This is a genomic window from Arthrobacter sp. 10T413_2 (genome assembly GCF_056394205.1).
Genome location: NZ_JBFTHK010000010.1, coordinates 14,477 through 34,345, shown reverse-complemented (window position 1 = coordinate 34,345; position 19,869 = coordinate 14,477). Strand labels below are relative to the sequence as shown.

The following is a 19,869-nucleotide window of genomic DNA, read 5'->3' as shown; positions in this document are numbered from 1 at the left end:
GCGTTCGACAGCGGCTTCACTGCACCACTGCAATCCCGAAGCCGCCCCACGCGCGCTTTTTCGTGGTCTCACGACCGAGCACATGCTGTTCGAGGATCGCCAACCCGCAGGATCGGAGAAGTTCGGACAGGCGCTCCCGCGACGGCGGTGTGCTGTCCACACCGAACTTCAACGGCTCGCCCACTGCTTTGGCCGCCGCCCTCCCGTACCGCCAGTACAGCATGGTCGATTCGAGGGTCTCGGTCGTGAAGTAGTCGAAGGCGAGCAGGCTGCCCCGGGCGCAGCTCGCGACCTTGCTCAGCGTGTCCTCGATCGCTGCCTGCTCGAGGTACATTGTCACGCCTTCCCAGAGGAACAGCGCCGGGCGCCCGGGGTCGAACCCGGCGTCGGCAAGCGTGGCGAGCCAGTCATCCTTCCCGAAGTCAGCAGGCACGAACGTGACCCTGTGCGCGTCGATCCCTGCCTTGTCCAGCATGGCTCGCTTGACCGCCTGTGTCTTCGGGGCATCGACCTCGAAGGAGCTGACAGGGGTGTCCTGCGGGAGGCGGTACGGACGCGTGTCGAAGCCGGCGCCGAGGATGACCAGCTGCTCGATGGCGGGAAGGAAGCGGTCCACGGCGCTGTCGAAGAACGTGACCCTGGCCGACGCCTCGGCCTGGGGAGGGATCTTGCCCTCGAAGGGGTAACGGAAGGTCTTCGGGACGTAGCCGGTGACGCGGTGCGCCAAGACCGTCGGCCAGAATGCCAGCCGCATGCCCAGCCAGGGCACGCCGGGCAGGACGGGCAACAGCAGGTTCGCGGCATGGTCTTCGCGCACGCCGAAATTGTGCATCGCCCACCTGGCCGAGAGCGGGGCTTGCGCGCTCGTCGACACACCGGACGGTTTCGCGGCCAGGAGCTTGCCCAGCCAGATCGCATAGCCGAGTAGCGAGACCGGTAGCAGCACAATACTGAGCGCATAGAAGGCGACGGCGGCACCTGTCGGGCGCATTTCCCGTTCCTTTCGACTTGTGGTGCTACCGGAGATTATGGAGGCAGTTGCATATGACCAGGGTCCCGGGGCGGCCGGGATAGTTTCGCGGGCCGTCTCCGATGAATGTCCCGGGTGGCATCCGGGCGCCAAACACGGGTCCCGCGTCGGGCCGCGACCCGGTCGGCCAAATCCCGCAGGCCCCCGGGCTCCGCGGTTCCGGATCCCCGACCCCTTCTGTGAACGAATCACCCAAGGCCACGTAACGGCTCCATGGGTGCAGGCATGCCCGGTAGTCCACGGCCCCGGCCTGCGCCTGCGCCCGGCCGTCGGCGGTGGGCGAGTTCATTCCCTCATACTGCTCCCACTCCACGGCGGGCGCCATGCCCGGCCGGCTCTCTTCCAAGGCGCGACGACGCCCGGGGACGTGTTTCACGGGGCGGCGAAAATTTCCGAATTCTATATTAGTGGCTCCTGATGGCAGCCCCGGAGGCTGCGGGAACCACTGCGCGGGCTGGTTTCGCCGGCGGTGATTTGGCATCAGTGGACTCCTGAGATTTCCTGGGCCCAAAGAGACCTCGAGCAAAGAGCGGCTGCCTCCGATGTCTGTCATTGCTGAGAAACTAGCCCCCGCGATCCATGCCCTGGCCGATGACCGAGAGCATGAGATTGCGGCCCAAGTGGGGGTGTCTACGAAACCTGCGGGCCCGGTGGGGTCATGCTCGTTGTGGTGCGAGCCCGCCGCGGGGAGATCTCCTTCTCGTTCCCAGGCTTCCGAGCTCTTGATAAGACTGAGGCCCCCGCGGTGAGCCGGTGTCACGAACGGCTAGTGAGATGGCGGACCGATGAGTCCTGGAATTAGGTCGCCGCGTACCCCGAACAGGCTCACCACCGAAACTACGAGTTGGGAGAGAGTTAGGAGCAAAGTTGTGAACGTTTACTGCGGGCTCGACTGGGCCGAGCATCACCATGACGTCGCACTCGTCGACGAAGTCGGCGCTCTGCTAGCCAGGCAGCGCATCACCGACGACGCCGCCGGTTATCGTCTCCTCCTGGAGTTGCTCGCCGAACACGGCGACACACCGCAGAACCCCATCGCGGTCGCGATCGAGACCAGCCGCGGACTTCTCGTCGCGACCTTGCGGACTGGTTCACGGTGCGTCTACGCCGCTCAGCCCGCAAGACCCTCACAACCCGCTCGTTGGAGACATCGAACTCACCGGCGACGCACTCGAGCTCCCCGGCGAGAGCCTGACCCTCATCGCCTACACGGCCGACCCCGGAAACCATGCCAGGAACAGCTCGACTTCCTCACAAGCTGGAGTGCAACCGGAAAACGCCCGATCGAACCGGCTCCAGCCAATCCGCACGCCGCAATGACCAGGCCGCCCGAAGAGGACTCGCGGGACTGAGCATGGGTGCTCAATAGCGCCAACGGAACCGCCTCGCGTACGCTCCCCAAAGACCGTGTTGATTAAACCAATACAACTGTTGACTGGTGAGCAACTTCACAGTTACAGTTGCGAAACCGAAAAGCCGCCGGACCGCGGATTTGAGTCACCAACGTTGCGTGGATGGACGGTGCGCGCGAACCGCCGCTGTCGATTCCCCTGACGCTTCTATGCGCCACCCGCTCCACGCCATCAGCCCCCCGCCCCACCGCCCCAGCACGACCTCCTTTGGCGTGCCGTGGCGCGGGCACCAATGAGAGGCAGTTTCCTTGACACAGTTCCGTTCCACTCCGTTTGACCGCAGGCAGCTCCTCAAGGCGGCAGCGCTGACCCCCCTCGCCGGCCTCGCGCTCACCGGATGCGGTGCAGCGAAGCCGGCCGAAAGCTCGGCAGCCAACAAGACGGTCACGGTGACGTCTTACGGCGGTTCCTACAACGACCAGCTGACCCAGACCATCCTGGATCCGTTCTCCAAGCAGTCGGGGATCCAGACCACACTGTTGGCCAATACCAGCCTGGCGGCGCTCAAGGCGCAGGTGCAGTCCGGGGACGTGCAGTGGGACCTCGTGGAAATCACGGCGCCGGAGTACGAGGTGGCGGTGGCCGAGGGGCTGCTGGAGAAGTTCGACTACAACATCATCAGCGACAAGGGCCTGCCCGGATACGCCAAGGCCGAGTACGGCATCAAGTACCTGAGCTTCCTCTTCGTCATGGCCTGGGACCAGAAGGTCATCTCTGATGCGCAGGCACCGAAGGACTGGGCCCAGTTCTTCGACCAGGACAAGTACAACACCAAGCGCTCGATCTACAACCAGCTCTCCGACAGTTCTGTCCTGGAGGCCGCGCTGCTGGCCGACGGTGTCCCCTTCGACAAGATCTACCCCCTCGACGTCGACCGCGCCCTCAGGGTCCTGGGCCAGCACCCCGGCAAGGACCGGCTGCTGTACCACTCCGCCAACCAGGAACCGATCCAGCAGCTCACCTCCGGCGAAGTCTCCCTCTCCACCAGCTTCAACAACCGGATCAACGCAGCACGCAACGATGGCGCCAAGTTGAACTTCTCCGCCGAAAACGCCGTACTGGCCGGCGACTACTTCGTGGTGCCCAAGGGGGCGAAGAACAAGGAAGCGGCCTTCAAACTGATGAACTTCATGTCCAACGACGCCGAGGCCGGCGCAGCGTTCGACAAGGTCACGAACCTGACCCTGGCCAACATCCCGGCGCTGTCGAAGCTGCCCAAGGAAATCGCCGACACCCTTCCCACGAGCCCCCTGCTCGCGGACAAGATCCTGGTCCGCGACGACAAGTGGTGGTCACAGAACCTGAAGCAGACCGAGCAGCAGTTCAAGCTCTGGCAGGCCAGCTGACATGAGCCACGCAACCCTGGAGCGGACGCGTCCGCGGGGCCGCGGTGCGCCTCCTTCCGCTGAAACAGCACCCAGACGGCGACGCAGCAGCTGGTGGCTGCTGTTGGCCCCGATCCTTGCCTTCGACGTCGTGCTGTTCCTGACGCCGCTGGGCAAACTGGTCGGTGCCAGCTTCGCCGACAATGCATACGAGCGGGTCCTCCAGGACCCGCTCGTGGTGCGGGCACTCGTCAACACCCTGACCATCAGCCTGGCGAGCACCATCGTGACCGTAGTGCTCGGCTACGTCATCGCCATGGTGTTGTGGCGTGCCGGGAACGTCACCCGGGTGATCCTGTTCGCCGTCGTACTCCTGCCGTTCTGGACCGGCATCCTAGTGAAGAACTTCGCCTGGGCGGTCCTGCTGCAGGACAACGGCATTGTGAATGCTTTCCTGCAGGGTATCGGGCTGACGGATGCGCCGATCCCGTTGCTGCACAACCGGTTCGCCGTGATCGTCGGCATGGTGCACTGTCTCCTGCCGTACGCGGTGTTCCCGATCTTTTCCTCGCTGACGTCCATCGATGACCGGCTGGGACTGGCGGCCCGCTCACTGGGTGCGGGGGAACGATCCGTCTTCCGGCGCATCACGCTGCCGCTGAGCATGCCCGGCATTTCCGCCGCCGGGCTGCTGGTCTTCATCATCAGCACGGGCTTCTTCATCACGCCCGTGGTGATGGGCGGACCCGGCGACATGATGATCGCCAACCAGATCGACTACTACGCCCGACAGCTCACGGACTTCTCCGGGGCCGCCGCGCTGGCCGTCATCCTGACGGTCATGGTCAGCATCCTCGTGGCGGTCTACCAGCGCGTCCTCAAGGCGGGAGGCCAACATGAAGACAACTAATCCGCAGCACCGCCTGCTGGCGCTACTTTCCGTCCCGGCTTTCCTCTTCCTCGTCATTCCAACGGCGATTGTGGTGCCGGTGGCGCTGAACGATAGCCGCTACATCACCTTCCCGCCGGAGGGGATCTCCTTCGCCGCCGTGGCCGGATTCTTTGCGGACCGGGCCTGGACTTCCGCCCTGACGGCCAGCCTCCAATCGGCGGGGATCGCCGTCGTGATCGGTGTGCTGCTGGGCGCTACCGCGGCGATCGGCCTGAACGGGCGAAAGTTCCCGGGCCAGTCTGCCGTGGTGGGCCTGATCCTGGCTCCCATGATCGTGCCCACCGTGGTGCTGGCGCTGGCGTTCTACCAGTTCTTTATCTCGATCGGCATGGTGGGCAGCATCGTTCCCATCGGCCTGGCGCACGCGGTGATTGCAACTCCGTACGTGTACCTGACGACGCGGGCCAGCCTCGCGGGACTCAATCCTGCGCTGGTCCGGTCGGCGCAGAGCCTCGGCGCCGGCGCGCTGTCTGTTCTGCGCCATGTGTACCTGCCCGTGATCCTGCCCGGCCTGATCTCCGGGGCGCTCTTCGCCTTCTCGGTTTCCATTGACGAGACGGTGATGTCCCTGTTCATGCAGTCGCCGGGGGCCACGACGCTGCCGGTCAAGATGTTCACGGACATCCAGTTCAACCTGACCCCGAAGATCGCCGTATCGTCGGCGCTGCTGGTCAGCGTCGCGACCATCGGGCTTCTTCTCCAGGTCATGTTTGTCCTCAAGCGCCGCTCCTCCGCCCGGATGCTGCCCCTGGCCGTGTCCGCACAAACGTAAAGGAAAGTCGATGACTGCATCAGTAGTTTCCGCGGAACCGATTTCGCGTGCTGGGAATGCCACGCACGGCGCCATCGAGCTCCGCCAAGTCAGCAAGAGCTACGGCGACGTCCTCGCCGTGGACCAACTGGACCTGATGGTCCAGCCCGGCGAGTTCGTCACCCTGCTGGGCCCCAGCGGCTCCGGCAAGACCACCACCATGATGATGGTGGCCGGTTTTGAAGAACACACCGCCGGTTCTGTCCTTATCGACGGGAGGCCGGTGGACATCCTGCCGCCGCGGGAGCGGAACCTTGGCGTCGTGTTCCAGAACTACGCGCTGTTCCCGCACATGAGCGCGCTTGAAAACGTGGAATTCGCCCTCCGGATGCGGAAGGTCCCGCGTGCCGAACGCCGGCAGCGTGCCGCGGACGCACTGGACCGCGTGGGCCTGGGCAAGATGGGCGACCGCAAGCCGCGCCAGCTCTCCGGCGGGCAGCAGCAGCGGGTGGCGCTGGCCCGGGCCCTGGTCTTCAACCCGGCCGCGCTGTTGCTGGATGAGCCGATGGCGGCCTTGGACAAGCGGCTGCGGGAACAGATGCAGGAGGAGATCAAGACCCTGCAGAAGAGCCTGGGCATTTCCGTGCTGTTCGTGACGCATGACCAGGATGAGGCCATGGCGATGTCGGACCGGATCGTGGTGATGCGGGACGGGAAGATTGTCCAGGCCGGACCGCCGTCGGACGTCTACAACCATCCCCTCACGGACTGGGTGGCCAGCTTCCTCGGTGACACCAACCTGATTCCCTGCACCATCGTTGAACGCAACGGGGAGGAGGCTGTTGTGGATCTCGGCGGATTGGGGCTGGCGAGGGTCCGGGACCGGGGCGCGAGCGGGGAGAACTACGCCGTCTCGATCCGTCCGGAGCACCTCAAATTCAGCACGCGGGCCGCGGAGGGAAACGGCTGTACCGCCACTCTTGTGTCCTCCACGAATCTGGGTGCCACGGTGCGCCACCGCCTCACGGCCGGCGGCCACGAACTTCAGCTTCGCGAGCTCAGCTCTGATGCGGGCGACAGGCTCCTGCCGGATGAGGGGCTGTGGGTGAGTTGGGACGCGGACAAGGCCCAGTTGCTGGTTCTGGAGTCCTGACCGGCAACGCCCGGGCTCTCAGGAGGGTCGATGTCTTGCCGCGGCAGACCCGTCCCTTCGAGCGCGTAGGACGAGCAGCACGGCCAGCCCTGCCAGGGTGACGGCGCCGAATCCGATGATGGCGGACGAGATGCCGAAGGCTTCCGCGCCCAGCCCCAGCAGGGCCGAACCGAACGGGGTGGTGCCGGCCAGCAGTAGCACGAACAGGCTCATGACCCGGCCGCGGAGCCGGTCCGGCGTGAGTCCTTGGAGTCGGGTGTTGACAGTGGTGGTGAACACCGTGCCGCTGAGGCCGGCCAGGGCCATGAGCCCCAGACTCACCGGGTAGGACTGTGAGATGCCCAGGAGGATCAAAATCACTGCAAGGACAGCGCCCGAGACGATCATCCGGCGATCGTTGCTACCGCCTACAACTACCAGGCCGATGCCGGCTACCAGGGAACCGGCGCCGAACGCCGACATGAGCGCGCCGAAGCCGACGGACGCCACGTTCAGCACATCGCGGGCCAGCAACGGCGCTGCGACCGGCCAGTTGTAACCGAATGTCCCCACCACGGCCAAAGCCCCAAGGACAAAGAGGACGGCGGGGGTGTGGAGGACATACTGCAGGCCCTCGCGCAGGGCGCCGTGGCGGGCCGGTTTGCTCCGGGAGAGGCGAAGCTCGCCGGTGCGCAGGACCAGCAACGCGGTCAGTGCCGCGGCAAAGCTGGCCGCGTTCATGAAAAAGACCGCCGCGGCCGAAAGCTGGGCCACCGCCAGCCCGCCAAGGGCGAAGCCGATCATCCGGCTGGAATTGAACTGCACACTATTCATGGCCACGGCATCCGGCACCAGCGTGAGGCCCACCATCTCGGGGACAAACGCCTGCTGTGCGGGATTGTTGAACGCGTTGGAGACTCCAAGGATGAACGCCAGGAGGGCTAGTTGCCATATTTGCGGGGGCCCTGTCAGGGCGAGAAAGCCGAGGACAAGCGCCTGCACCGTGGCGAGGGCCTGGGCTGCCAGCATTATTGTCCGCTTCGGGAAGCGATCGGCCAGGACTCCCGCCGGCAGCACGAACAGCAGCAGCGGCAGGAACTGCAGCGTGGTCACCATACCCAGCACGGCCGGTGACCCGCTGATGTCCAGCACAAGCCAGGCCATCGCCACCATCTGCATCCAGGTGCCCGTGCCGGAGATGAGCTGCCCCGTCCAAAAGAGCGCAAAGTTCCGCACCCGCAGCGCCCGCAAAAGATCAACCGCACGCCGCGGAGGCGGAGCCCCGGGCGTCATTCCGGGCACCGGCGGTCCCGTGCTGTCAGCGCCCGTGCTGTCCGGACTCAGGCTGTCAGGCGGCATCGCCGACCCGCCTCTCCATGCGTTCCCCGCGGCAGGATCCCTTCGCGCCGGTTCCTCCCGACGAAGACTCCGGAACGGCGGGGTTCAGTCGGCGAGGATCTGGTAGAGCGCGCGGCGGGTTTCGTCGATTTTTTCCATCGCGGCATTGCGCTGTTCCTCGGTGGCCGAGAAGCGGAACTGGTGAATGACGCCCATGAGCTTTCCTACGCTCTGGTGAAATGCCGGCCCGGATCCCTGGGGATCGGTGTTCCACGCATTGTGCAGTTCCTCGGCGTGGTCGGCTACATAAGCCTTGCCGGTATCGGTGAGAGTGAACTCCGTGCGCCGGCCTTCACTGACCGGCGCGATGAGTTCTTCATCAACGAGCTGCTGCAGCGTCGGGTAGACGGAGCCCGGGCTTGGACGCCAGGCCCCGGACGTCTTCTCCGCGATTGTCTTGATCAGGCCGTAGCCGTTGGACGGAGATTCGGCCAGGAGGGAGAGAATCGCCGAACGAACATCGCCCTTGTTGGCCCGACGTGAACCGCCGGGACCAAACCCGGGACCAAAGCCCGGCCCGGGACCGGGCCCGAATCCTGGCCCAAACCCGCGGCCCGGTCCGAAGCCGCCGTGTCCGTGGGGTCCGCGGCGGCTTCTGCCGCGCCCGAAGCGTCCCTGGGCGGGTCCGCCGTCTGTGAATTTGTCGTCGTGAATGCCTTTCATACCGGCATCGTCCTTCCGTTTGAGGTGCGTTCCTCTGATGATCACCGATCCTTCGGCGATAGTTAACGATATATCGGAGAATGTCGCCGGTCAACGGTCAATTTAGCTGGATGATCGTCTGCTCAGCCCTTCTGCGGGCTCCCCTGTGTCCCCGGCGTGTCGCCGGGGACCTGCCAGGTGGTGCCTAGGATGGCGGTCAAGGCCATGGCGGCCAGCGCCGACTTGAGTCCGGTGCCGCCGGCCGTCAGCGGCGGGATGGGGCGATAGACGATCATCAGGGTCCTCCTTGGGCGGTGTTCCTGTAACCACTTTCCTGCCGCGGAATTGTCAGGGGCTGAGGGGAACCTTTGCCGTGGCTGTGCAGCGGCCCGTCAGCCGTCGCCGGCGAAAAGGCTCACAGCCTGTTCACAGCAGCCCGACAGACGGTCGACAGTCCGGGGTTTGAGGATGGGGACACGGCTTGACCGGGACTCCGGGGACGGACGCAGCATCGGGGGTGCGTCCGCCCCAGCGCCACGAATGCCAGCCGGCGTCCCCTGGCGGCCCCGGTCGGTAATGGATGTTCACAGCTGCCCTGAGTACACGTTCGCCCGCAGGTCAGACGGGAGGTCAACACAGGCACTAACGACGAGATCAGGATGACCCATGAGCGAGCACGACCATCTCACGCCCGGCGACAACGCACGAGCCGGTGCCGGTGCCGACCCGGCATGGCCGGAGGCGCCCTGGTCGGGAGCAGTCGCGGCAAGCGGCCGGAAACCCGGGAAGCGGGTTGGCGCCGGTGTGTTCGTTGCCTGCCTGGTGGCTGCGGGTGCCTTCGGCGGGGGTGTGGCTGCAGCGGCGACGTCGATCTGGAACACCGCAGCCCCGGCAGCCGGCACCACCCAAACGACTCAATACCCGCCGGCGATTGTCAACAATCCCGAGAGCGTCAATGCCGTGACAGCGGCCGCGGAGAAGGCCTCACCCAGTGTGGTGACCATCAGCGCCAGCTCCGGCACTTCCGGCGGTACCGGATCGGGCATCATTCTGGACACGTCGGGCCATATTCTGACCAATACCCACGTGGTCACCCTGGACGGACAGGCCGCGAACGCGGCCATCGAAGTTCGGACCAACGACGGCAAGGTCTACCCGGGGACCATTGTCGGAACGGATCCGCTCTCGGACCTGGCCATCGTCCGCATCACTGCCCCGGGGCTGGTGGCGGCGCCCCTGGGCGACTCCGGCAAGGTCAAGGTCGGTGACACCGCGATTGCTATCGGAGCACCCCTGGGACTGAGCGGAACGGTGACGGACGGCGTCGTTTCGGCAGCAAACCGCACCATTGAGACCGCTTCCTCGGCCGCGCCCGCCCCGCAGAGCGGGTCCTCCGGGGCCGCGCAGGATTCCATCAGCATCAACGTTATCCAAACGGATGCGGCCATCAACCCGGGAAACTCCGGCGGCGCCCTGGTGAACACCAGCGGCGAGATCATCGGAGTCAACGTGGCCATCGCCTCGGCCGGATCCACGTCCTCCTCCTCAGCCCAGTCGGGGAACATCGGCGTCGGCTTCTCCATCCCGGTCAACAACGCGAAACGCGTCGCCCGGGAGATCATCGCCACGGGCACAGCCAAGCACGGCCAACTGGGCCTCTCGGTCCAGGACAAGGCCGCGGGAACCTCGTCGGGATTCACGACCGGGGCAGAGGTGGCTGCCGTGACCCCGGGCTCCGCGGCGGACAAGGCCGGCTTGAAAGCCGGCGACGTGATCACCTACCTGGGCGGCCGGACTGTGACTGATGCTTCCGAGCTCACGGCGGCAGCGCGGGAACAGGCCGCAGGGGCCACTGTCAAGGCCACTTTCGACCGCGACGGCGAGCAGCACAGCACTGACGTCACCCTCGGCGCGGCCACCGCGGGCTGACGCCGCGGCCCGCCGGGCCCACATCGGAGTCTCGGCGTTAGGGTTGGACATGATCGCTAAGCGAAAGACCTGGCACGAAACCCATAAGGAATCCTTGACGCGGGGCCAACGGGCTGCGGATGTCATGCGGAACGGCATGGGCAGCTGGCCGTTCGTCGGCGGTTTCATCGGCTTCATGATCGTGTGGGCGGCCATCAACAGCTGGGCACTGGCGAACAACGCCTGGGATCCGTATCCGTATATTCTGTTGAATCTCTTTCTTTCGATGCTGGCAGGGCTGCAGGGAGCGATTCTTCTGATCGCGGCCAAGCGGCAGGACGCGATTGCCGCAGCGATGGCCCAGCACGACCGCGACACCAACGTGAAGTCCAAGGAGGAGATCGACCTGCTGATGGCCATCAACAGTCAACAGCTGGAGATCCTTCGGGAGCTGCGGGCCCTTGCGGGTGCCGGAAACGTCAGGATTGATGCCGGCGCCGGCGCTTAGGGCTTCTCGACCGTCAGCGTTTGGCCGGAGCTTCCGGCAGCGACAGGCGGGCGGCCAGGCCTGAGAGCAGGATGGTGATTCCTTCATCCAGTTCAGCCATCCCGTCGTAGTCGGCGAGGACCGGGGCGAGGGCGCGGAGGTGAGGGAAGTCCTTCGGCGGCAGGCGGTGCAGGCCCAGGCGGAGAAGCGCTTCGTTTTCGTCGGGGTCAACGATGAATTCCTGCAGCTCGTTGAGGATGTGCCCGTAGAGGAATCCGTAGTAGGCGCGGTAGACGTGCAGTGCATCGGCGGGCGCGAATCCGGCGTCGATCAGCAGGGACAAGATCTGCTCCAGCGGCCGCAGTGTCCCCAGTGGCCGGAGGCCCAGGGGCGTTGATAGGGGCCGGGTCACGAGAAGGGGCACAACATTGGGGTGCCGGAGCGCCAGGAGCCGCAGGTCGTGGGCGATGCGGCGGAGCTGCGCCTGCCAGTCGGGATCATCGGGGAAGACGGCCAGTTCATTCAGGACGAGTTCTGAGACTCCGTCCAGCAGTGCTGCGCGGTTTTCGGCGTAGCGGTACAGGCCCATGGGATCCCGTCCCAGTTCCTGGCCCAGCCTGCGCATGGTGAGGGCGTCGAGTCCTTCAGCGTCCACCAGGGCCAGCGCCGCGGACAAAATAATCTCCCGGCTGAGCCGCTTCTTCTTGCCGGGGGCCGCTGGGGGTGCCGGGTTCGCTTCGGGCGACATCGTGTTCCGTTCGGGTCGGGGACAGGTCACACTGCCAGGAAAATAGACAGGTTGCTTAATATGTAGTCTACGCCTAGAGTCTACATTGTAGAAAAGTTGCTTGGCTGACCTCCGCGACACGTTGATTTCCGGCCCGATAACCTTCTATCCCCGGATCTGCGGCGACGCAGCAGCCCGGGATCATGCTTCGACGCCGCGTGCACGGCCTTGAAGTCCAGCTGCTGTAGCCACACGGCGGCACAGAATGCACCGCGAGGAAACGAGCCACACATGGCAACTTCTCACTATGACCAATTCCTGCAGGAAGCCACCACCCGCGACCCTGCATCCGATCGCGCCCTGGGCCGGGACCCGCTCTACGGGCTGTACACCAGCTGGTGCTTCCTGAGCCAGGCCGCGCCCCGCTCCGAAGACGCATTCTGGGCGGCCATGAAGAAGAAACGGGTCCACCCCAAGGGCACCGGCTTGCGCATGAAAGGGCCGGCCGCGGCGGACTACATCCTGGCCAGCTACCCGGTCCTGGTCTGAGCCGGATGTCAATCACATCCAACACTTACCTGCCCCGGGACGCCCATCAGCCCCGGGGCCGCCGGCCCTGGTGCGCGAGCTGCGACACCGACCGGCACCTGACCGCGGACTCCGTCACCATGATGAATCCGCGGCAGGAGACCCTTGCCGCCGCCATCAGCTGCACCCAGTGCGGCAACTCGCATGTGGTGGCCACGACTGCAGCCTTCCTCGCAGCCATCCCGGGATGGGACGGGGACAGCGGGGGCTCCGTACGCCGCGACGACGCCTACCGCCACTGCCAGGAGCCGATGTCCGCGGTGGACCCGGCCAGCGCCCTGCCCAAAATGCCATCCGCGACCTCTGGCGTGGCTTAGGCTTTACGGCATGGGACTAATAATCACACTACTTATCATTTGGCTCCTGCTTTCGATCCTTGGCTTCGCCGTGAAGGGCCTGCTTTGGCTGGCCATCATCGGCTTGGTGCTGCTCGTGGCCACGGCTGTTTGGGGCTGGGTGAAGCGGAAGGCCAAGGCCTGAGGCTCAACTGATCTCCTTCGGCGGCGGCCGGTCCAACACACGGGACCGGCCGCCGCTTTCGTGTATGCCCTGTCCGCGGCGTCGCTGTTGCCCATTGCCGGAAGCCAGCGGCCGCCGTCGTGCACTGGGCGGGCCAGCATGGAATCCCACGTGTTGACGGCGTACTCGTCGTCGGCGGTCCACCGGTCCACACCTCGACTGCGTCGGCCTCGTCGTATCCGACCTTCCAGCGGCAGGCGAGCCAGGCTACGGCTGGTGCTTCGTGTGCGCTTCCGGTGTCCAGGTAGCTGGGGTGATTCTGCCGCCATAGATGGGGAGCTCGATGGGAGGGTCATCCGTCCGGAACTGCGACCACATCCGGTTCAATCCTGCAGTACCTTCTGAACGGACCCGGCCCGGGTGCCCCATGTCCAGTGCTGCGGAGAGCACGCAGGGGGAGTCGTCAGGGGCTTCGGACAGGACGGCGCCCTCGGGGTCCACGATGATGCTGCGTCCCTGGCCGGTGGGCCCGGCGCAGTTGACGCTGATCATGAACACCTGGTTGACGATTGCGTTGGCGCGGGCGAGGATCAGCTCCTGGGCGCGGTCCGGGGTGGTGGTCTTGACGACATTGATGATGACGTCGGCTCCCATCCAGGCCAGCTGGCGGGTGACCTCGGGGAACCAGGCGTCGTAGCAGATGGACAGGCCGGCCCTGCCGAATCCGGGTAGATCGACCGTCACAAAAGTTTCTCCGGGGTCGTAGGGTTCGAACGGGCGCCAGGGGAAAATCTTCCGGTAGCTGGCCGCCAGGGCACCCTCGGGGGAGAGGACCAAGGACGTGTTGAACAGCTGGCCATGCGGCCCGCGTTCGCAGATGCTCCCGGGGACCAGCCAGAGCTTGAGGTCTCCGGCGAGTTGCCTCAACTCATTAACGAGCGGCCCGTCGAGCGGCTGCGCGGCCTCCCGGAGCGCTTCGGATCGTTGCCTGTCCGGGATTCCGTCGCTGAACAGGTGTAGTTCGGGAAAGACCATCAGCTGCGTTTCGGGCACGTCCGCCAAGACGCGAGCGGCTTCATCGGCGAACGCGGGGAAGGGCTCACCGATCGGGCGCGGAGGGGCCTGGACGGCTGCCACGGCAAGGTGGGACATCAGCGGTTACCTTCGAACGGGCGGTTGCGGGAGATGGCCGACGGCGGGATCAGCTCTCATCGCCCGCTCCGCTTCCGGCCGCCCGCCGGTCTGTGGGGCAAGAGACCCGATGATGCCTGCCGTTGAGCCCAATGGCGCCCTCCGACAGCTCTTGACATTCGCACAATATGGCGACCACGATTCTGTCATCCCCACCCGGGGAACGACACGATTCGAGTTTACTCTTGTCCGCGATCTGCATGTGATTCGCTTCATGCCCTCTCGGCGACCCCGCGGGTTCCGGTCGCCGCACCCTTCAGTCCCGCACCGATGCTGGCAGCATCGCACGATCCAGGAGACATGTCATGAGTACAGCCACAGGTCCGGCGGCGGGCAGGGGACTCGAAGTCCGGTCGATTGACTATGTTCCGCTCAATGAGCGGCATGGAAAGGTCTCGAACATCGGGCCGCTGTGGTTTATGAGCAACGCCCAGATCGCCACGCTCGCGGTCGGACTGATCAGCATTACCACCGGCGGGAACCTGATCTGGTCATTGATCGCGATCGCCATCGGCGTGCTCGTGGGCACCCTGTTCATGGCGGCGCACTCCTCCCAGGGGCCGCAGCTAGGGTTGCCTCAAATGATCCAGTCCCGTCCGCAGTTCGGGTACGTGGGGGCCCTGCTGGTCTGGCTGTTCGCCTACCTGCAGTACGCGGGATTCAATGTCTTCAACACCGTCCTGGCCGGCGAGGCCGTGACCGGGTCCCTTCACATCGGAAACGCAACCCTCTGGTTCTGGATCATCACGATTGTCGCCGCCGCCGTCGCACTGTTCGGCTATGACCTGATCCACGGCTTCGAACGCTATCTGACCTACCTGACCATCATCATGCTGGCGCTGCTGACGGTGGCTGTCCTCACCCACCTTGACCTGCCCGGCGGCGCGTTTAACCTGGCCGAATTCCATCTGGTCCCGTTCCTGGGTCAACTGGGCGTGGCCGCCGGCTACCAGATTTCCTGGGCCATTTACGTCTCCGACTATTCGCGCTACCTCCCCCCCGATTCCGGCCGCAAGACGTTCAAGTGGACGTTCTGGGGCAGCGCCCTCGGCGGTATGTGGGTCATGTTCCTGGGCTCGTTCATCGCCGCGGCCGCCGGCACGGACTTCGAGACTATCGGCTCGATTCAGGACACCGCCAACAAGCTGTTCCCGGGGTTCGGATCGATCGCGCTGTTCATCGCCGCCCTCGGGCTCGTGTCGGTCACGGCGCTGAACATGTATGGCGGGTCCCTGACTCTGATCTCCTCCATCGACAGCCTGCGCCGCATCCGGCCCACCGTCAAAATCCGCGTCGTCACGATCGTGATCACCGCGGCCATCTCAATCATCTTCGCCAACATCGCGTCCGCCGATTTCCTCGTCAACTTCAACGACTTCCTGCTGCTGGTGCTGTACTTCTTCATCCCCTGGACAGCGGTCAACCTTACCGACTACTTCGTCGTCCGCAAGGGCCACTATGCCATCGCGGAGATCTTCCACCCTCACGGCATTTACGGACGCTGGGGCTGGCCCGGAATCACGTCTTACCTCGTGGGCTTCTTGGTCATGATTCCCTTCTTCTCCGCCGGAAAACTCTTCGTCGGACCCGCGGCCGAGGCAATGGGTGGCGCTGACATCTCCCTGTTCATCGGCCTGCCGGTCTCGGCAGTCCTCTACTGGGCCCTCACCCGCCGCATCGACACGGCTGCAGAATGGCGCCTGGCAAAGACCCAGGCAGCCGAACTTGAGGAAGCCGCGAAGATGCACGTCGAGCCCTAATCCGGCGCCGAGCCCCGGTCCGACGCAGGAACAGACGGGTGCGCACGGCGGCCCACCCGGCGGCCATCAGCCGACGTGGATGCCCGGGCGGAGGGCCGGGTCGGGTTCGACCTCGCGGAGGATCTCACGCACCAGAGGGGCCGTGTCGCCCTGACCCAGGAACAGGTACCGCATCAGGTGACTGATCGGGTTCCCTTCCGACCACTCGAAATAGCATTGGGGCTTGGTGCCGGTCGAGTCGCGCATGGCCAGAAGGACCGCTGCGATCGCGTTCGGCACCGCTGGCGACTTCACCCGCAATACCCGGTAGCCGCCCACCTCGATACCTTCGACCCGGAGCGTGTGGCTGAACGCCGACGGGTCGGAGATCTCCACCTCCAGGAAGATGACGTCCGCCGGACCCGGGACCGGGTTCAGGCCGCGCTGTTCGTACTCCTTGTCGGCGTACTCGGCCTTGTCCCCGGCCTGGCGCTTGTTGGCGATGACGTTCAGCTGGCCGTCGAAAGCGATCGAGTCGGTGATGAACTGCCGGGCTGACTCATCGAACTCGATGGTTTCCAGGCGCAGTTCGGTGGTGCGCTTCACCCGCGAGATCAGCGAGACGACGATGATGCCGGCGATGAAGAATGCCGAAATCGCAATGCCGTCGGGCTTTTCGATCACGTTGGCGCCCAGTGCGTACAACAGGACCAGGGTCAGCGCGCCGAATCCCAGGGTCCCGGCACGGCTGTGCCGGCGGACCGCTGAGACGGTCACGGCGACCGCACCGGAGACCATCATGGCCAGGATGCCGGTGGCGTAGGCGCCGGCCTGGGCGTTGACGTCGGCGTTGAAGGCGATGGTGATGCCGACGCTCAGCACGGTGTAGACGATCACGACCGGACGGACGGCCCGGCCCCATTCCGGTGCCATGCCGTACGCGGGCAGGTAGCGGGGCACGATGTTGATGAGCCCGGCCATGGCGGAGGCGCCGGCGAACCAGAGAATCAGGGCGCTGGAAATGTCGTAGACGGTGCCGAATCCGGCGCCGAACAGGTCGTGGGCGAGGAACGCCAAGGCGCGGCCGTTGGCCTGTCCGCCGTCCTGGAATTCCTTGGCCGGGATCATGACCGTGGTGAGGAAGCTGGTGGACATCAGATAGACGCTCATGATGGCCGCCGCCGTGGTGAGGAGTTTGCGGGTGTTCTTGACCCTGGAGGCCATGACTTCCTCCGGGGTGTTCCCGGTGGCTTTGATCAGCGGCATCATGGACACGCCGGTCTCGAAGCCGGAGAGCCCCAAAACCAGCAGCGGGAAGGCAATGACTGCCGGGCCAATGAGGCTCATCGGACCGCCGCCGGCGCTGGAGAGCAGCCGGTCCTGCCAGCCGGCGATCAGGGAGGGGTCGGAGAAGATGTGCGCGAACCCGGCGACGACGACGGCGGCGTTCAGGAGCAGGTAGACGGCCACAAGCGGAATGGCGACGCCGACGGCCTCATTGAAGCCAAGGAGAAATACGCCGCCCAGGATCAGCAGCAGGATTACCGTGATGATGACGGCACTGCCCTTCAGGCCGTGCGGGATCATCGGATTCTCGAGCAGGTGCACTGTGGCGTCGGCACCCGAGAGGGTGATGGTGATGATCCACGAGGTCGCGACGAACCCGAGCAACAGCAGGACGAAGAACTTGCCGCGCCAGAACGGCAGTAGCTTCTCCAGCATGGCAACCGAGCCCTGACCGTGCGGGCTCTCCTGCGCGACGCGCCGGTACATGGGCAACATGCCCAGCAGTGTCAGGGCAACGATCAGCAGGGTCGCCAACGGAGACAGCGCGCCGGCGGCCAGGGCCGCGATGCCGGGTAGGTAGGACAGGGTGGAGAAATAGTCGACGCCGGTCAGGCACATGACCTTCCACCAGGCGTTGGGCTTGTGATCTTCCTCTGCTTCGGGGCCGGCCGGTGCGACCTGGTTGGCGAGCAGCCAGCGGACCAGGGGTTTGCGGTCCGGGGCTGCGGCCTGCTTAAGGTCAACCTGGGCCGGTACGGCGTGGTCAGAAGTCGTCGTCATGGGGTCTTTCCGTCGGTGGCCGGGCCTCTGCCGGGCCGGAACAAAGCACAGGGACCGGCCAATTCTAGTGGCCGCCCCTCCGGCCGGCTGTCAGCTGGAGGAGGTACCGGAAACGCCACCCGGCTGCCGGCCGGATGGCGTTTCCTGGAGTGATGTTTTCCTGGCGGACACAGACCGGTCCGCTGCGGGCAGTTACTCCCCGGAGTTGCTGCCGCGCTTGTTGCCGCCGTCGTCGTGGCCGGAGTGGTTGCCGTCCTCTGTAGTGGTGATGGAGGCGACGGCGCCGGTCTGTTCGTTGAGCAGGACTTTGTCGGTGCGCTGCCTGTCGAAGTTGAACATGGCGTTCACCGAGCCGGCTGTCGCGTCCGCGGAGGCGTCGCCGATTTGGCCGGTGTGCCAGTTGTCTTCGATGAAGCGCAGGATCGAGGCCTGGTCCGTCTGGGTGTGGTCCACATAGTTCTTCTTCGCATACGGAGAAATGACCACGAGCGGCTGGCGGGGGCCGGGGCCGCAGCGGTCAGCGTAACCGCCGGCCATCGGGATTCCGCTGGCCGCAGCGGTCTGGCACCAGGCGGCGTCGTCGGCGGAGTTTGAGGAGTTCTTCACCTTGGCGGCGGCGTGGTCGTACCAGCCGTCCGAGTCGTCGTAGGCGAGTACCACGGCCGTGTTCTCCCAGTTCTTGGAGTTCTGGATCTGGTTCACGGTGTTGGTGATGAAGTTCTGCTCGTCGACGGGATCAGAATAGGCGGCGTGGCCATCCTGGTACATTCCCGCCTTCAGGAAGGACACGGCGGGCATGTTGTCGGTGTTGACCACTTTGTTGAATGCGGTGAGGTCGTACTGGTGGTTCGCCTGGCCGTTGTGGCCGATTTCCGCGTCCGACGCCGGCGCCAGGTGGTGCGGGTTGGCGGTCGAGGCGTAGTACTGGAACGGCTGGTGGTGCGGGGAGTAGTCAACGACGCTGGCACCGGCGGCGTTCGTGTGGCTGGACAGGCACGACGCCGGCGTGGTCCCTGTCGCGGCAGTGGTCGGTGTGAAGCCGCCCTGGAACCAGCCCCAGGATGTGCCCTTGGCGTTGAGAAGGTCGCCGATGTTCCTGCCGGTCATGCCGGCCAGGTTGTTGGTTTTGGCGTGGCTATTGTTCGAGCAGTCGTCGTAGACCGGGTCCGGATCGTTGATGACGGTGCCGACGCCGTTCGCCTCAGGCTGGCGGACAGTGCTGCTTCCGGCTGCCGGTGTGGCCACGGGTTGCCCGGCGGCAGTGTATTCCGTGGCCCCGTGGGTCTGGCCCGAGACCAGGTTCAGCGCGCCCGGAGTGGATGGCCCGAAGACGGTACTGAAGTGGTTATCGCTCATGGCGTAGTTCTGGGCGTAGTTCCAAATGCCGGTGACGGTGTTGCCGTCGTAGTAGTCCATGGTCAGCCCGGGGCGGCCGTACTGGTTGGTGCCGCACGAGTCCCGGCTGGTGAACTGGACAAACTGGTCCATCGCGCCGCCGTTGTACGCCTTCTGTTCGGCAGTGTACCCATGGTCCTGGTCGCAGGTGACGGCCTGCATCGGCGAGAGCCGGGCCGGTTGCACCGCGTTGGGATTGTTTGGTGCCAGGAGGCCCGCTGTAGCCAAGGTGTTGATGTCCTTGGGCGTGTTCTTCGCGGCGGTGAAGGAAGCTGCTGCGGTGCCCGTGCCTTGCTGGGCTTCACCCGGGGTGTTGGCGGCTTGGGGGTAGGTGGCGAAGTAGTGGTCGAACGAGACGTTCTCCTGGAAGATCACCACCACGTGCTTGATCGGCGTCGCGGTGCCGCTGTGGTTTTCGCCGGCAGAAGCCGGCCCTGCGCCGAAGCCGATCGCTCCGGCTGTCAGCGCCGTGGCCGCCAGGGCTGCAGCGCCCGTGGCGGCGGCGACGCGCTTTCGGGTAAAACGTTGTGCTGGATGAGGCATGGGTTATCCAATCGTTCCGGTTCAGGGGTGTCCGCCGTCAAAGGCCGGCTTCGCATTCATCGCCGACGGTAGGGGTTTGTCATGAATCCGCGGTAAACGGCACGAGGCCAAAGAAAGCCTGCT

18 protein-coding genes and 2 pseudogenes are annotated in these 19,869 nt (G+C 65.3%); 11 read left to right on the top strand and 9 right to left on the bottom strand.

Going from position 1 to position 19,869, the window contains the following annotated elements:
- Positions 1-16 precede the first annotated feature (16 nt).
- Together AC1DBQ_RS03385 and AC1DBQ_RS03380 are read right to left on the bottom strand one after the other, a co-directional pair.
- On the bottom strand, positions 17-991 hold the full coding sequence (locus AC1DBQ_RS03385; RefSeq protein ID WP_476927161.1) for a class I SAM-dependent methyltransferase: 975 nt from the start codon (positions 989-991) through the stop codon (positions 17-19).
- Positions 992-1,143: 152 nt separating this feature from the next.
- A pseudogene (locus tag AC1DBQ_RS03380) lies at positions 1,144-1,319 on the bottom strand (SGNH/GDSL hydrolase family protein); the annotation flags it as partial.
- A 580-nt stretch (positions 1,320-1,899) separates the two neighbouring features.
- Here AC1DBQ_RS03380 and AC1DBQ_RS03375 point away from each other — a divergent pair.
- The 5 genes and pseudogenes from AC1DBQ_RS03375 to AC1DBQ_RS03355 all read left to right on the top strand — a co-directional run.
- Positions 1,900-2,202: pseudogene (locus AC1DBQ_RS03375) on the top strand (IS110 family transposase); the annotation flags it as partial.
- 488 nt (positions 2,203-2,690) lie between these two features.
- Entirely contained in the window at positions 2,691-3,788 is a 1,098-nt protein-coding gene (locus tag AC1DBQ_RS03370) for an extracellular solute-binding protein (protein ID WP_476927160.1), read from the top strand.
- A 1-nt stretch (position 3,789) separates the two neighbouring features.
- Entirely contained in the window at positions 3,790-4,677 is an 888-nt protein-coding gene (locus tag AC1DBQ_RS03365) for an ABC transporter permease (protein WP_476927159.1), read from the top strand.
- Positions 4,664-5,491, top strand: coding sequence for an ABC transporter permease (locus AC1DBQ_RS03360; RefSeq protein WP_476927158.1), 828 nt, complete (start codon positions 4,664-4,666; stop codon positions 5,489-5,491). Before AC1DBQ_RS03365 ends, AC1DBQ_RS03360 begins: the two co-directional genes overlap by 14 nt.
- Before the next feature lie 10 nt (positions 5,492-5,501).
- Positions 5,502-6,623: an ABC transporter ATP-binding protein gene (locus AC1DBQ_RS03355; protein ID WP_476927157.1), complete on the top strand. Its 1,122-nt coding sequence runs from the start codon at positions 5,502-5,504 to the stop codon at positions 6,621-6,623.
- Positions 6,624-6,641: 18 nt separating this feature from the next.
- Here AC1DBQ_RS03355 and AC1DBQ_RS03350 read toward each other — a convergent pair whose 3' ends face one another.
- From AC1DBQ_RS03350 to AC1DBQ_RS03340, 3 genes are all read right to left on the bottom strand, one after another.
- Positions 6,642-7,838, bottom strand: a complete 1,197-nt coding sequence (locus AC1DBQ_RS03350) for an MFS transporter (RefSeq protein WP_476927156.1) — start codon at positions 7,836-7,838, stop codon at positions 6,642-6,644.
- A gap of 207 nt (positions 7,839-8,045) precedes the next feature.
- Positions 8,046-8,663, bottom strand: coding sequence for a PadR family transcriptional regulator (locus AC1DBQ_RS03345; RefSeq protein ID WP_476927155.1), 618 nt, complete (start codon positions 8,661-8,663; stop codon positions 8,046-8,048).
- Between the two features lie 122 nt (positions 8,664-8,785).
- On the bottom strand, positions 8,786-8,938 hold the full coding sequence (locus AC1DBQ_RS03340) for a hypothetical protein (RefSeq protein ID WP_476927154.1): 153 nt from the start codon (positions 8,936-8,938) through the stop codon (positions 8,786-8,788).
- A gap of 370 nt (positions 8,939-9,308) precedes the next feature.
- On the opposite strand from AC1DBQ_RS03340, the gene AC1DBQ_RS03335 reads away from it, so the two are divergent.
- Both AC1DBQ_RS03335 and AC1DBQ_RS03330 read left to right on the top strand, forming a co-directional pair.
- Positions 9,309-10,571, top strand: a complete 1,263-nt coding sequence (locus tag AC1DBQ_RS03335; RefSeq protein WP_476927153.1) for a S1C family serine protease — start codon at positions 9,309-9,311, stop codon at positions 10,569-10,571.
- 136 nt (positions 10,572-10,707) lie between these two features.
- Entirely contained in the window at positions 10,708-11,058 is a 351-nt protein-coding gene (locus AC1DBQ_RS03330) for a DUF1003 domain-containing protein (protein ID WP_476927152.1), read from the top strand.
- A 13-nt stretch (positions 11,059-11,071) separates the two neighbouring features.
- On the opposite strand, the gene AC1DBQ_RS03325 is transcribed toward AC1DBQ_RS03330, so the two are convergent.
- Complete coding sequence (locus AC1DBQ_RS03325; RefSeq protein WP_476927151.1) at positions 11,072-11,785, bottom strand: TetR/AcrR family transcriptional regulator C-terminal domain-containing protein; 714 nt, start codon at positions 11,783-11,785, stop codon at positions 11,072-11,074.
- A gap of 270 nt (positions 11,786-12,055) precedes the next feature.
- On the opposite strand from AC1DBQ_RS03325, the gene AC1DBQ_RS03320 reads away from it, so the two are divergent.
- The 3 genes from AC1DBQ_RS03320 to AC1DBQ_RS03310 are packed head-to-tail and all read left to right on the top strand — an operon-like array spanning position 12,056 to position 12,832.
- Positions 12,056-12,313 carry a hypothetical protein gene (locus AC1DBQ_RS03320; protein WP_476927150.1) on the top strand — a complete coding sequence of 86 codons (258 nt, stop codon included), beginning with the start codon at positions 12,056-12,058 and terminating at the stop codon, positions 12,311-12,313.
- Positions 12,314-12,318: 5 nt separating this feature from the next.
- Entirely contained in the window at positions 12,319-12,669 is a 351-nt protein-coding gene (locus tag AC1DBQ_RS03315) for a hypothetical protein (protein ID WP_476927149.1), read from the top strand.
- A 10-nt stretch (positions 12,670-12,679) separates the two neighbouring features.
- Positions 12,680-12,832, top strand: coding sequence for an LPXTG cell wall anchor domain-containing protein (locus AC1DBQ_RS03310; protein ID WP_116766408.1), 153 nt, complete (start codon positions 12,680-12,682; stop codon positions 12,830-12,832).
- Between the two features lie 246 nt (positions 12,833-13,078).
- Here AC1DBQ_RS03310 and AC1DBQ_RS03305 read toward each other — a convergent pair whose 3' ends face one another.
- Entirely contained in the window at positions 13,079-13,963 is an 885-nt protein-coding gene (locus tag AC1DBQ_RS03305) for a carbon-nitrogen hydrolase family protein (protein ID WP_476927148.1), read from the bottom strand.
- A 344-nt stretch (positions 13,964-14,307) separates the two neighbouring features.
- On the opposite strand from AC1DBQ_RS03305, the gene AC1DBQ_RS03300 reads away from it, so the two are divergent.
- Positions 14,308-15,762, top strand: a complete 1,455-nt coding sequence (locus AC1DBQ_RS03300; RefSeq protein WP_476927147.1) for a purine-cytosine permease family protein — start codon at positions 14,308-14,310, stop codon at positions 15,760-15,762.
- Positions 15,763-15,828: 66 nt separating this feature from the next.
- On the opposite strand, the gene AC1DBQ_RS03295 is transcribed toward AC1DBQ_RS03300, so the two are convergent.
- Both AC1DBQ_RS03295 and AC1DBQ_RS03290 read right to left on the bottom strand, forming a co-directional pair.
- Positions 15,829-17,808, bottom strand: a complete 1,980-nt coding sequence (locus tag AC1DBQ_RS03295; protein ID WP_476927146.1) for an APC family permease — start codon at positions 17,806-17,808, stop codon at positions 15,829-15,831.
- Positions 17,809-18,000: 192 nt separating this feature from the next.
- Positions 18,001-19,746 carry a phospholipase C gene (locus AC1DBQ_RS03290; RefSeq protein WP_476927145.1) on the bottom strand — a complete coding sequence of 582 codons (1,746 nt, stop codon included), beginning with the start codon at positions 19,744-19,746 and terminating at the stop codon, positions 18,001-18,003.
- Positions 19,747-19,869 lie beyond the last annotated feature (123 nt).